The organism is Desulfatitalea alkaliphila (genome assembly GCF_022968795.1).
GTDB classification, from domain to species: Bacteria; Desulfobacterota; Desulfobacteria; order Desulfobacterales; family Desulfosarcinaceae; genus Desulfatitalea; species Desulfatitalea alkaliphila.
In genome coordinates this window covers 92,454-105,050 of record NZ_JALJRB010000001.1, presented here as the reverse complement: position 1 = coordinate 105,050, position 12,597 = coordinate 92,454, and the positions used below count along the sequence as shown (strand labels likewise).

Annotated in this window: 12 protein-coding genes; 2 read left to right on the top strand and 10 right to left on the bottom strand. The window is 53.2% G+C overall.

Annotated features, from left to right (window positions below; genetic code table 11):
* Window positions 1-262: 262 nt before the first annotated feature.
* Window positions 263-2,440, top strand: coding sequence for a bifunctional alpha,alpha-trehalose-phosphate synthase (UDP-forming)/trehalose-phosphatase (locus MRX98_RS00425; RefSeq protein ID WP_246902059.1), 2,178 nt, complete (start codon window positions 263-265; stop codon window positions 2,438-2,440).
* Window positions 2,441-2,597: 157 nt separating this feature from the next.
* On the opposite strand, the gene MRX98_RS00420 is transcribed toward MRX98_RS00425, so the two are convergent.
* From MRX98_RS00420 to MRX98_RS00395, 6 genes are all read right to left on the bottom strand, one after another.
* A complete protein-coding gene (locus MRX98_RS00420) occupies window positions 2,598-3,518 on the bottom strand; it encodes a SufB/SufD family protein (RefSeq protein WP_246902058.1) in 921 nt (306 codons plus the stop codon).
* Entirely contained in the window at window positions 3,499-4,263 is a 765-nt protein-coding gene (locus MRX98_RS00415) for an ABC transporter ATP-binding protein (protein WP_246902057.1), read from the bottom strand. The genes MRX98_RS00420 and MRX98_RS00415 overlap by 20 nt, the downstream gene beginning before the upstream one ends.
* Window positions 4,264-4,349: 86 nt before the next feature.
* The gene (locus MRX98_RS00410) at window positions 4,350-4,979 is read right to left on the bottom strand and encodes a hypothetical protein (protein ID WP_246902056.1); all 630 of its coding nucleotides are present in this window, start codon (window positions 4,977-4,979) and stop codon (window positions 4,350-4,352) included.
* On the bottom strand, window positions 4,960-5,511 hold the full coding sequence (locus MRX98_RS00405; RefSeq protein WP_246902054.1) for a YeeE/YedE thiosulfate transporter family protein: 552 nt from the start codon (window positions 5,509-5,511) through the stop codon (window positions 4,960-4,962). Before MRX98_RS00405 ends, MRX98_RS00410 begins: the two co-directional genes overlap by 20 nt.
* A complete protein-coding gene (locus tag MRX98_RS00400; protein WP_246902052.1) occupies window positions 5,511-6,038 on the bottom strand; it encodes a YeeE/YedE thiosulfate transporter family protein in 528 nt (175 codons plus the stop codon). The genes MRX98_RS00405 and MRX98_RS00400 overlap by 1 nt, the downstream gene beginning before the upstream one ends.
* Window positions 6,039-6,040: 2 nt before the next feature.
* Window positions 6,041-7,135 carry a sulfurtransferase gene (locus MRX98_RS00395; RefSeq protein ID WP_246902050.1) on the bottom strand — a complete coding sequence of 365 codons (1,095 nt, stop codon included), beginning with the start codon at window positions 7,133-7,135 and terminating at the stop codon, window positions 6,041-6,043.
* A gap of 294 nt (window positions 7,136-7,429) precedes the next feature.
* Between MRX98_RS00395 and MRX98_RS00390 the strand changes: the two genes are divergently transcribed.
* Entirely contained in the window at window positions 7,430-8,188 is a 759-nt protein-coding gene (locus tag MRX98_RS00390; RefSeq protein ID WP_246902048.1) for a TVP38/TMEM64 family protein, read from the top strand.
* 127 nt (window positions 8,189-8,315) lie between these two features.
* On the opposite strand, the gene MRX98_RS00385 is transcribed toward MRX98_RS00390, so the two are convergent.
* From MRX98_RS00385 to kaiC, 4 genes are all read right to left on the bottom strand, one after another.
* Entirely contained in the window at window positions 8,316-8,711 is a 396-nt protein-coding gene (locus MRX98_RS00385; protein WP_246902047.1) for a class II SORL domain-containing protein, read from the bottom strand.
* Between the two features lie 416 nt (window positions 8,712-9,127).
* A complete protein-coding gene (locus MRX98_RS00380; RefSeq protein ID WP_246902045.1) occupies window positions 9,128-10,405 on the bottom strand; it encodes a PAS domain-containing sensor histidine kinase in 1,278 nt (425 codons plus the stop codon).
* A gap of 134 nt (window positions 10,406-10,539) precedes the next feature.
* Window positions 10,540-10,863: a circadian clock KaiB family protein gene (locus tag MRX98_RS00375; protein WP_246902043.1), complete on the bottom strand. Its 324-nt coding sequence runs from the start codon at window positions 10,861-10,863 to the stop codon at window positions 10,540-10,542.
* 1 nt (window position 10,864) lies between these two features.
* Window positions 10,865-12,343, bottom strand: coding sequence for a circadian clock protein KaiC (gene kaiC, locus MRX98_RS00370; RefSeq protein WP_246902041.1), 1,479 nt, complete (start codon window positions 12,341-12,343; stop codon window positions 10,865-10,867).
* Between the last annotated feature and the right edge of the window lie 254 nt (window positions 12,344-12,597).

Sequence of the window (12,597 nt, the reverse complement as noted above, 5' to 3'; positions counted from 1 at the left end):
TTTATGTAGATGATGCTGCGCAAAGATGTACTTAACGGCAGGATCTTTAGCAGGATTTGCCGGCCGGATGTTCAGATGAAGAGAGAGGAGGAAAGGATTGGCCGGGTTGGCGGTAACTTGCCCCGGAGCCTGGCTGAATCGTCTGGCGGGTTTATGGTTACGTCGGGAACCGATAATACAGATTGGAAGCCTTCGAAATAGGGGATCGCACCAATGGATTCGGCATCCAGGTGAGCCTATGATGATCCATGGAGGCTGAAAAATGGTAGCATTGATCAATGTATCGAACCGATTGCCGGTGACCATCGCAAATACCATCAAGCCATCCTCGGGCGGACTGGTTTCCGCCTTGGAAGGCTATCGTAAAACGCACGATTTCATGTGGGTGGGGTGGTCCGGTGGGCCGGTGGACAGCCCGCGGCGGCAACGGGAACTGGCCGAGGAGCTCAAAAGCCGGTTCGGTTACCACCCTCTGTTTATATCGCAGCAAGATATCGAGGCCTATTACACCGGCTTTTCCAATTCTAGCCTTTGGCCGCTGCTGCACTATTTGCCCAGCTATAGCCGTTTCGACCACAACTGGTTCGAAGCCTATAAGAAAGTCAATTTTGTATTCGCTGAGAACATCGCCGAACTGGCCGAGAAGGATGCCCTGGTCTGGGTGCATGACTACCACCTGATGCTTTTGCCGCGACTGCTGCATGAATTGCGGCCCGACCTGCGCATCGGTTATTTTCTGCACACGCCGTTTCCTTCCTATGAAATCTTCCGCTGCCACCCGAACCGGCAGGAGTTGCTCGAAGGGCTCCTGGGAGCCGATCTCATCGGTTTTCACACTTCAGGATACCTGCGCCATTTTCGCAGCACAGTACTGCGCCTGCTGGGACGTGAATCTCGGATCAACACCATCGCCGGCAAAGGTCACGATGTCACCATCGGCGTTTATCCGATCTCCATACCCACCGATAAATTTCTGCAAAAGATGACCTCCGCGGCTTATTCGCGCCATCTTGAGGAATACCGTCGGGCTTACGCCGGCAAAAAGGTGGTTATAGGGGTGGAACGGCTGGATTACACAAAGGGCGTACCCAGACGGCTTGAAGCCATCGAGGCATTTTTGAAGCGCACCGGCCGCAAGGATGTGGTGTTCATTTTTATCAATGTGCCCTCCCGGGAAAGCGTTCCGGCCTATCAGGCGCTTCGCCGCGAGATCGAACACAAAGTGAGCCGGATCAACGGCAATTTTGCCAGTATCGGCAACATACCAGTGCACTTCATACACCAGTCCGTCAACTTCAGTCGCCTCTGTGCGCTATATACGTTGGCCGATGTAGCGATGGTCACGCCCTTGGTCGATGGTATGAATCTGGTGGCAAAAGAGTACCTGATCTGCAAACCCGACGGCGACGGGGTGTTGATTCTCAGCGAATTCGCCGGCGCCGCCCAGGAGCTGCCCCAAGCTTCCATTGTCAATCCCTACGACACGGCGCAGATGGCCCGCGCCCTGGAAAACGCCCTTAACCGCACACCCGAAGAGCGGCAGAAGCGTCTCGCGCCCATGCGCCGCCGAATTCTACGCTACAATGCCCAGCGTTGGGCCGGGGATTTTATCGCTGATTTGGCCGGGGTTGACAAATCCGTCGAAAAAGGGGCAGGCGCCCGGACGATCGATCCGCAATACTTCCCCCCCTTGGCCGCCGAAGGCCGCTGGGCGTTCTTTCTCGATTACGACGGTACATTGAGCGACTTGCGCAAAAACCCTCCGGATGCCTATCCGTCTCGAAGGCTCCATGATTTGTTCGACCGGATGGCGCACGTTCCCAATCTGACGGTGTTTCTGCTCAGCGGACGAATGCGCGAAGATATGGACCAGTGGTTCGACGGTTATGGTTTCCATTTGATCGCCGAGCATGGATATTACTACCGTCCGCCCACGTCCGAAACATGGGCGCCTGTTATACCCGGGATCGACCTGGAGTGGAAAGAGCGGGTCCTCGACATCCTGTTGCAATATTCCGACACGACACCCGGCTCATTTGTGGAACAAAAAGCGGCTTCGCTGGTCTGGCACTATGTGAATGCCGAACCGGAGTTCGGTGGCTGGAAAGCCCAGCAACTGGTCGTCGAACTGCAGGAGATGCTCTCCAATCTGCCGGTGCGTATTCATCACGGCCGCAAGATTGTTGAAGTCCATTCCATCTTCATCAATAAAGGGGTGGTTTGCAGTCAACTGAAACCCTCGCTTCTTTTTGATCACGCCCTGTATGCCGGCGATGACGAAACCGATGAAACCATGTTCGACCACGCAGGCGAAGGGGATTTGAGCATCAAGGTCGGGCCGGGCGATACGGCGGCGCGCTATTGCGTATCTTCTCCCCAAGCCATGCAGCAACTGTTGGCCCGGTTCCTGGTTTATCACCCGGTGCGTCGGACCGAATGATTCAGGTGCTTCACAGCCCCGTCCATGCCGCATTCACGAACCATCCGTCGCTTCGAAACGACGGGTCGGTTGCGGCAACCGCCGGTTGAGCAGCGGGAAAATGTCCAGCTGTTTTTCGCCTTTTCCTCAGTTCAATCCATTGTCGAAGGTTGAGCGACTATCTTAAAAATCCTTGTATAATCCGGTTAACCGCCGCATTGTAATCGAGTCCGAGGCTCATGAGCTTCATCAACTGGTCATTGGCGATTTTGCCGATAGACGCTTCGTGGGTCAGCTCGGCATCCGGATGAAGCGCGCGCAGGGCCGGGACCGTCTGATTGATGCCGTTGTCCATAATGATGGCATCACATTCAATATGACCGTAACATCTGGCGGATGCCGTCAGGTTGACGTAAAAATCTTGGGCGGAATCGCCTTTTATAACGGAACGGGAGACGATATTCGTCTTGCTGTCGGTTCCGGCCAGTTCGATTTCATTTCTGGATTCAGCCGTCTGGTTCCCTTCGGTCATCACCCGTTCGGTGATGAGCAGCACACTGCCTGCGCCGATTTTGGCATCATTGAAGCGCTTGGCCTCATCCACCCCGCCCAGCTGAGTCAGTTCCATTTCCGCCTGGGCGTTTTCCGCCATAAACACTTTTGTGGTGGGATTTAAAATGCGGCGGCCCGTGCCCGCACCAATGGCAATATGCTTTTCCACATATTTGACTTTTGCGCCGGCCTTGATTTGAAATTCATGAATGCCGGAATGTCCTTCGGATTCTTTGCCGCCACAGTGAATCCCGCATCCGGCAATAATGGTAACATCGGACCCTTCCCCCACAATAAATGTATTGTAGACCGTGTCATGAAGGCCGGCCTTGGATAGAATAACCGGAATATGAACCGACTCGTTCACCGTACCCGGCTTGATATCAATGATAATGCCATCGCCTTTTTCATTGGTTTCAATATTGATATTGGCGGAGACCTCGCGCCCCAGAAGCGCGCCGTTTTTCCGGATGTTATAAGCGCCTTTGGGGATTCCTTCAAGATCCGCGACTTCCTTTAACACCTGTTTATCGATAGCATTGAGCATTATCTTCTCCTCGGCATAATTCATTGAACGTACAGACACTCAAATCCTCCAGTATCGGCAAGGCACCGGCCAGATCACCGGAATATCCGATTTTGCCCTCCCTGATCAGCAAAAGCGTATCGGCGGCCTCAAGAAATGCTTTGTTGTGACTCACCACAATGGTGGTGGTTTTGTTGTCTTTCTGTTCGCGCTTGAGCAGTTCCACCATGGGACCGATGGTCCAAAGATCAATGCCGGTATCCGGTTCATCATAGATGGCCACTTTTGGGTTTTTCGCAATGACCGTGGCCAGTTCGATTTTTTTAATTTCCCCGCCGGACAGTTTGCTGTCCACAGACTTGTCCAGAAAGTCCAGGGAGCAGACGCCCACCCGCGAAATGATCTCAACGAGTTTATCCTCGTCATCAGATCCGGCGGCAATCGATAACAGGTCCCGAAAGGTAGTTCCCTTGAATCGGGCCGGGTGCTGAAAGCCATAAACAATGCCGGCATTGGATCGTTCATGAATGGAGAGATTACTGATGTCCGATCCATTAAAAATTATGCTTCCTGACGTGAGTTCATTGATTCCCATAATCAGCTTGGCCAGGGTGGTTTTGCCCGAACCGTTGGGCCCGGTAATGGCGTAAAAGCTGCCGGGTTCAAAAGTGAAACTCAAATCCTGAATAATGGTCCGATCGGCGGGACTTTGTGTACCGGCACCGGATTCCGGGGTTCTAAACGAAATATCTTTTAATTCCAGCATGGCTACTCGCTTTGTCTTTAATTGGTGTCATTTTCTATAATATTTTTTCCGGCAACAGATCGATGTAAGGCCAATGGTTGTTGCTGTCATGGTTCCGGGCCTGCATCAAATTCTATAATTTTTGCAAAATGCTTGTCGATACCGGGATTGACCTTGTGGTAAAGGGGGCTGTCTGGACCAACGCGGCCGCCCATGTCATAGGTAAAGGAAGCTTTGCCTTCATGTCGGATCCAGTATCCTGCAAGTACAGGACCCAACCCATCATAGCAGGAATGAAAATGAAGGTATTCGTCTTGGGGGCGGGGGCGTTCATTCACCCATTCCCGGGGTGCGTCCCCAAAAAAAACCGGATTGATCCGGTCATCTGAAGGCAGACGAAAGTTCGTGTCCACAAGCTGTGTCAATACCGCATCCCCTTCAAACAAGAGGGCGTTTTCCGGCAGGTCATGGGTGTAAAAAGAATCTTCATTGTAACAGACAAAAGAAAGCCGTGTCAGGTCCTTTGGGTTTTCCGGTTTGAAATAATATCCCACAAAGGGACCGAATCCCAGCAGCCGGTCTTTTAGCTGGATGTCAAGCCGGGGCACATATCCCTTGGGGACTTCCAGCTTTGTATGCCTATCTTTCTGAGGTGCGGGACATCCGGAACAGATGATAGCCAATGCAACAAGGGATAACAGAATGAGAACAGAGGTATTATTGTGTTCGGCCGTCATTTTTTTCCTTCCACAAAAAATTGATGGCGCCTATGCATAGGCCGAATATTGAAACCAGCAGAATAACCGCAGCAGGTCTGCTTGCTGTCCAGTCAGCAAGGGTGATCTGGCCTACATTGAAGGGGTCATACAGCAATGGCACCAGATAGCCGTGCAGATGGGCAAAAACTGCAGCACCGGCAAGTCCGCCGATAAGCGCAAAAACAGCATCCATCCGCCCTTCTCCTGCTGCAGCCCAGGTGGTCCCCGGGCAGTATCCGCAAAATCCCCAGCCAATACCGAACAAAATGCCTGCCACTCCAGTGGCCACCAGGCTGGTTGGCAGCACCCGGGTATTGGCTACACCGGCGGCTTCAAGTCCCAAAAGTCCTATGGCTGAAAGGATAATCGCCATGAGCATGAATTTGGGAATGCCACCTTGGAGCATCAAATGTGCTTTGGCCATTTTATCTGCATTGGTCGCGCCGACACGCTGGATCACAAACCCAAAGGCAATGCCGGAGAATAACCCCAGCCATATTTCCGAGCCCATTATTCCTCCTTTCCAGTTCTGCCGTATACGAGGCGTGCGGTGACCATGGCAAAGGCAAAAATAAGCGCCCCGAAATACAATCCGCTGACAGCCAGCTGTGATGATCCGGAAATAAAAAGGCCCAGAGTACAGCCGCCTGCCAGTCGGGCGGCAAAAAGTATGATGAAACCACCGACAAAGGTGGCTGCAAATCTTCTGGTCCGGCTGCTGTCAAATCGTTTTTCCCATATTTCCGGTATATCTCTTACCGGTATTCGGCCTGTACGGCCGGCGATAAAACCACCCATGGCCATTCCCAGAACGAAGGCAAAGAGCCACGAACCGGTGTCAGGCATCATCGCGTAATGGGTCTTGTTTTCAACATACTCCGGTGCCACCGTCTGGACAGCCCCTTTAATTGTGCTGACAAAACCACTGGAAGAGGCCGGTGGCCCGAATGTCGCAAAAATAAATACAATGATGCCGGCCAGGGCAAATGCAGCCGGAAGCCACGGCCAATAGGCGGTGGAGATATTCTTTTTTTCCATGATCAACCTCCGCATGAAATATAGCCGCCTGCAGGTTTACCTGAACCGGATCCGTCGCTTGATGATGCTTCGGAAGATTTCTGGCTTGAGACGGTCCGGGTTGCTGTTGAAGGAGTGGGCAGCATGCTGCTTGCCAATTTGTTTTCCCTGGTTTCCACTGGAAAAAATCTGTCCGGATTCCCCCACTCTTTCCAAGACTTTTCATAGGTGTACACCCTTTCAAATCCCATCAAACGAAGTATAAAATAGGAAAAGGCGCTGCGTCTTCCTGAATTGCAGTAAACAATCACTGCCTTGGATGCATCCAGGCCTGCGTAAAGATTCTGGAGCCGGGCATAGGATTTAACCGCCTTTGTCTCCATATCCGTCCATGCATTCTGATAGTTGATGTTTACAGCTGTTGGGATATGCCCCAGTTTCAATGGGGTTCCGTCGAGTCCTTTGGTACCCTTTTCACCCATATATTCCTCCCGTGAGCGTACATCGATGATCTGGTAACAGAAATCGCCGAGCTGCTTGTAAACGAAATTACCGGTAATAAGCTGTTGTTTTTGTATTTTTTTTGCTGGCGCCTGATAAAGCAGCGGCTTGGTTTCACGAGGCGTGGTGACCAGATCATACCCGGCATCTTTCCATCCATCGATGCCACGCACGAGAATCTTTTTGTTTTCATGTCCCAGGATATCCAGGACCCAGAAAACATAGGATGCGGTGGCGCCTCCATCCCGTTCTACCGAGTCGTAAAGAACGATGGTATCTTTCGGGGTAATGCCGTGACGGCCAAGGATATCCTGGGCCTGGGCAATACCGATGAAAGTCGTGGCCACATCATTGCCGATATCATTAAACCGGAACTTGGACCAAGGAAGTCGTATGGCACCGGGGATCAGTGCGCCGTCAAAATGATCATCCGTTCGTACATCTGCAATGACCAGATCTGTATCCTCCAGATGGGCCTTGAGCCACTGGGGGTGTGCGATAAATCGGGAGTTGGGATAGCTGTTTTCCTGCTGGGAAGCTGAAGCCAAGGACCACAAAAGGCTTAGAAACAGAATCAGCGCCAGGATGGCATACCTTAATCTGTGGGTTGTTTCCATGGAAATTTCCTCCGTCCATTGTGTAAATTTGTATTTATTCTACGCTGCAGGCCCTGGTCGGGTAAATGGGTGGTTTTACCCATTTGAAAGATACGGGATATGGGAATCTTTATGTGGCAGAAGACAGAGGGAGGGTGAAAATACACGATAATAGAATGCTGTGACCGTAAAAATACCCTTCGAAACTGATTTTTCAAGCGCCATTTGTGCCTTAATATCAATTATCAACCGGTCACCCAACCGGTCACGATTTGCAACACGGTTTCGGCTTGTAAGGCCGTTCGGAATCAGCGCATGCATCCTGTTGTCCCATCCAAACGTACCATCGCGGCTTTGATGATCTTGCTCGCCGTTGTCGCCACTCTTGTGTGGTTGAACGCCGGGGACCTGGATGAACTGTGGCAGGGCATTGTCAATGACAAGACCCACGTGGCATTTATTTTGGGGCTCTATCTTGTCTTGCCGTTGATCGGGTTTCCCATCACCGTGTTCTTGTTGCTGCTGGGGACCCATTTCGATGTCGCGACCGGCCTTTTCATCATGTCCGTCGGAATGGCGGCGCATCTTTTGATGACCTTCCTTGTTGCAAACTCCCTGCTGCGTCCTGTGCTCGAGAGATATCTGTTCAAAGCCGCTCACCGGATGCCTCAATTGCCGGAAAGCGGGTTTGTATGGCCTAGCATTCTGTTCATGGTCGTTCCGGGGCTCTCCTACACCATGAAAAATTATCTGCTCTCCCTCTCGGGCATTCCCTTTTTATACTATATCGCCATCGGTTTGCCCGCGCAGGCGCTGCTGGGCATCCCGATTGTTGTCGTCGGTGAATTTTTGGAAGGACGACATTTATGGTGGGTTTTGCTTGTTTTGTTACTCATCGGGCTGGGTTACGGCCTGCGCTACTGGGTGAAAAAGCGGCGGCATATCGACCCCTTTTCCAAGGAACGACAAAAGGAAATGAACCAATCCGATGTCGAAGCGCCGAAGGAGTATCCCGATCCTCCAGGAGAGAAAAAACGCAATGCACCACCGGGCTCGATGGGCGGCAAAGTATAGATCGGCCGTTTGACCCGGTACAAGTCCAATGGAATTGCCGGCGTTCGGATCGGCGCAATACGCGCGCCGAGCTTGGACGCCGGCGGTTATTTTAGGGTTCGTTCCATTCGATACTATGAGGACAGACCTATGCCACCTTGATCGGCTTGGCGTTTTCCCACAGCCCATGAATGTTGCAATAAGCCGTCGCCAGCAGGGCCCCTGACTTCTTGATTTGCATGCCGGCCACCGCGGCGTGATGACAATGCACCGGTCCTTGATCGGCACCCGCCACCGATTCGCCATGCGCTGCAAACTCATAGCTGCCCACATGATAAACAAATTTGTCATCGTCAGGCTTAAAGAACAACCGTATCCAGCGAATGTGGTGCTCCACGGTGTTGGGATGCGCCACCTCCTTGCCCAGCGAAAGGGTGACATTGAATATTTCCCCGGCTTGAACCGTGTCCGGGCATTCAATCACCGGAACATGTTTCTCGCTTTTCCAATCCGCTGTCTGATACATTTCGCCCATTTTCCCCATGCTTGTACCTCCTTGTCATTGTTGCCATTGTCGTTGGTTTCCTTGTGAACGCCCCTATTGTTGCTTGTTTATAAAAGGAAAGGCGCACATTTAGGAATACAGCTTCCACCCTATTTGACTGACCCGGCTACGGTAGATTCCAAATTCCTATATGATGGCCCGGCCGATGATGCGGCCATAAGCCACAAAAGGCCGCTTTTCGTTATGCCGGCGGAATCTGAACCGTCATGGGGGAATGGTGTCCTGCGGGCGATGTTGCCGAAAAAGAAGGTGAAATCACGGTTGATGGCGTGTTGCCCGACCGCGCCGCAGAGGAGAGCGATGGGCATCTCTCCAGAAACGCCCTGGCCGGAAAGGGTGAAAAGAAAAAGGCGAGAAGAGGTCCGATGGTTTTCGAAAAATCAGAAAAAGTTGGCCTATTCGGTATCGCAGGGAAATACGAAACGCACAAGGGTTCCCTTATGCAGCAAGGATTCGATGTCGAACTTACCGCCGCAGATCTCCGTTCGGTCCCGCATGTTCTGCAATCCGCAACCCCAGTTTTCCTCGTTGACAAGGGAATGGGCATGCATGTCGAAACCACGGCCGTTGTCGCGCACTGTGAGCAGCAGACAGTCGTCTTTGCTTTCTTCAAGGATGATCTGGATGGTGTCTCCGCCGCTGTGGCGTGTGGCATTGTTTAATGCTTCTTGCAGCACACGATAGATGACAATCTTGAGGTGTTCGGGGATATCCGTCTCTTCGATGCCAAAGTCTTCGGCGAAGTGAATATGGGGATGGATTTTGCGCAATTGATGTGTATGGTTTCTGATCGTTGTCAAGAGTCCTAAATCGTCCAGGGTTGTGGGGCGCAATCCCCGGGAGATCCTCTTGGTTTCTTTGATGGTGTCCACGAGATATGACAGAATATGTTCAAACGAAAGACTTGCCGAAGGGGGCAGATCGTCCATCTCAACCAGGCGCTGTTCGATGCTGAATTTGATGGCCGCCAGACTGGCGCCGATGCCATCGTGCAGTTCCTTGGCGATGAGGCGCCGTTCGTTTTCCATGGCTTCGAAGGTTTTGCGGATCAACCGCCTGATTTTGTCATTCAGCGCTTCCGACGCCATTTTTTGGCGCTGGAGTTCAGCGGTCCGCTGGCGCACGCGCGCTTCGAGTCTGGCGTGATTGTTGCGCAATTGATTTTCGAGATGCTTATGCTGGCTGATATCCCTGCCGATGGACTGCACCTCCGTCAACCGTCCGTCAGCATCGAAGAGGGCCTGATGGGTCCAGTAGGTCCAGCGGATCCCGCCTGCCGCACGGACCCTGTACTCGATATCGACATAAGGTGCCTTTTTGTTCAAACCGGAAAAGGCCGCTTCCATTCTTGGCAGGTCTTCGGCGACCACCTCGTCAAAAACGTGTCGCCCGATCACCTGGTCCCGGGTTCGATTGAAGAAACGGCAGTAGGCATCGTTGACAAAAGTCAGATTGCGGTGCGGTGTCCAACGACCGATCATTTCCCGCTGGCTCTCCACGATCCCCCGGTAACGGGCTTCGCTTACGCGCAACTGTTCCTCGACTTCACGCAAGCGCAGCAACGAAAGCCCCTTGCGGCCGACAACCGCATCCACCTCCTCGTTTTGCAGCGCCCGGAGGTGCGATTCGGCGTTTTTCACCGACTGTTTCAGGGACCGGTCTCTATCCTTCATGGCAAACCTGCCTGTTTGGCGTTCATGTCGGCGTAGTATTCGGTATCGCTTTAATGCCGATGCCTTCATTGTAAAATCTGCGGCAAGGAGCAGCGGCAAACGCCAAAGCGTTAGCGAAATGGACCGACAGTCGATTATTCCGAAGTTTCGGGGTCGGAATGCAAAGCGTCCTGCACGGCCGCCGCATCGCTTAGATTGCCGACGATCATAATGGCCGGTTCCGGAAATTGAATCAGCAAGCAGGGGGTAAGCAGGACATTGTGCGATAGTGCGGTTTCAACGTCTACCAGCACATCGACGATGCGCACTTGATATTTATCGTGCAGGTCGCTTTCGCAAATGCGCTTCAGGTTCTCCCTGGCCATCCGCGAATTGCGCTCGCTCCCGGCGACGAACAGAATGACCCGCGGAGAAGGTGTGCGGCTGCCGGTGGTATCCGATGCATCCCTTAGCGTCAAATCATGCCTCCGTCGGTTTTACGGGATTGGATCCGTGGTCTCCCGCCGTGTCCGGGCGCGGGTCCGAGATCACGATGCCCTCGTCGGTGATGCGCAGCTCATGATAGCGATTGGAATGCGCCGAACCGCGGGACTTGAACACCAGCAGCCGCCGCTGCAGTTCGTCGCGCGCTTTCACGTATCTCATCACCAGGGCCGTATCGAGCAGGGAGGAGAGGCCGACACCGCTGATTTCATGATGCCCGCCGGTCGAAAGGGCCTGGTTGGTGAACACACAGGCGATGCCCTGGGTTTTACAATGGTTGACCAGGCGGAGCAGCAGATCGAAGGCGGCTTTTGGGGCTCCCATGCGACGGCAGGCCGAAATGGCATCCAGCACGACATGTTCAACGGAGTATCGCTCTATCGCATCCAGGATATGGAACAGGTGCTGCTCGGTCCCCATGGATTCCGGCATGATGGGCATAATATGCAGGAGTTGCTTTTCGACCAGGGATTGCAGTTCGAGGCCCGCGTTGCGTCCGCCGCTGATCAGACTGTCGGCGGACTCCTCGAAGCTGATGTACAACACCCGTTCGCCCTGGCGGCAGGCCGCGCGGGCGTAAGTCGATGCCAGCAAGGTTTTACCCACGCCACTGGGACCGGAGAACAGAATAGTGCTCCCCTTGAAAAAGCCGCCCCCCAGTAGGCGATCCAGATTTTGAATACCGCTGCTCATGCGGTCTCTCAAGGCAACGTGGTTCAAAGCCATGCAGGACACCGGTACCAGCCGCACGCCGCGAGAGTCGATGACGTAAGGGTATTCGTTGCTCAAAAATCCCGACCCCCGGTATTTATTCACCCGCAGGCGTCGTGTGCGCACTTCGCCGTCCATACGCTGGTCGAGGTGCAGCACGCAGTCGGCCATGAAGTCGAGATAAGGATAGACCTTCTCACCCGAAGTCATGGCCTTGACCGTCAGGAGTGTGGTCACTTCCCGCTTGCCAAGCCAATTGCAGAGCAATCCGAGTTGCTCCCGTTCCAACACATCCTGGTCGAAAATGCGCAGCAACATATCGATGGCGTCAATGGCCAGCCAGGTTGCCCCGACGGTTTTGAGCCGTCTGTCCAGCATCGCCAGCAGCCCTTGTACGTCGAATTCACCACTTCGGATCACCGTTATGGGGGTATCCACCGCCTGGATGAAAAAGCGGCCCGAAGCTTCAAGGTCGGCCAGGTTCCAACCCAAGGCGGCGGCATTTTCCCGCAAAACCGCCGCATTCTCTTCGAAGGTGACGAAGACCGCCGATTCTCCGGTCAAGGCTTTGCGATATACGCATTCGAGGGTCAACAGGGTTTTTCCGGTACCCGCCCCGCCGCTGATCAAGCTCAGTCGGTTCTTGGGAAACCCACCCTGGAGCACCGCGTCGAGGTTGGTGTTGCCCGTTTTCAACTTAGGTATGGCCTGTATGATTCCGTTCCCGGAGGAAAAATCGTTCATCGGAGGACCCTGCATGTTATTTTCTAAGTGAAACTGTCTATTGATACGGGAGGCGAGGGATCAAGCAACAATTTATCATCCCCCCTGCCCCTGGTCAATGTTTTTAAATGAATTTATTGGGTTTTTCGCTGCTCCGACTGTGAAGCACTGCCGGATCGGCGCATATGCGGATACGGAACTGCGCCGCAGCAAATAGGGATTGTGCCCCATGTCCGCCGTCGCATAAAGCGGGTAGGTTGTGATTCATCTTTCAT

Coding starts and splice junctions, on each gene's coding strand:
- MRX98_RS00380 (WP_246902045.1), bottom strand. CDS start 10,405: ATGAAGGATAGAGACCGGTCCCTGAAACAGTCGGTGAAAAACGCCGAA.
- MRX98_RS00395 (WP_246902050.1), bottom strand. CDS start 7,135: ATGGAAACAACCCACAGATTAAGGTATGCCATCCTGGCGCTGATTCTG.
- kaiC (WP_246902041.1), bottom strand. CDS start 12,343: ATGAACGATTTTTCCTCCGGGAACGGAATCATACAGGCCATACCTAAG.
- MRX98_RS00400 (WP_246902052.1), bottom strand. CDS start 6,038: ATGGAAAAAAAGAATATCTCCACCGCCTATTGGCCGTGGCTTCCGGCT.
- MRX98_RS00420 (WP_246902058.1), bottom strand. CDS start 3,518: ATGCTCAATGCTATCGATAAACAGGTGTTAAAGGAAGTCGCGGATCTT.
- MRX98_RS00410 (WP_246902056.1), bottom strand. CDS start 4,979: ATGACGGCCGAACACAATAATACCTCTGTTCTCATTCTGTTATCCCTT.
- MRX98_RS00385 (WP_246902047.1), bottom strand. CDS start 8,711: ATGGGGAAAATGGGCGAAATGTATCAGACAGCGGATTGGAAAAGCGAG.
- MRX98_RS00425 (WP_246902059.1), top strand. CDS start 263: ATGGTAGCATTGATCAATGTATCGAACCGATTGCCGGTGACCATCGCA.
- MRX98_RS00405 (WP_246902054.1), bottom strand. CDS start 5,511: ATGGGCTCGGAAATATGGCTGGGGTTATTCTCCGGCATTGCCTTTGGG.
- MRX98_RS00390 (WP_246902048.1), top strand. CDS start 7,430: ATGCATCCTGTTGTCCCATCCAAACGTACCATCGCGGCTTTGATGATC.
- MRX98_RS00415 (WP_246902057.1), bottom strand. CDS start 4,263: ATGCTGGAATTAAAAGATATTTCGTTTAGAACCCCGGAATCCGGTGCC.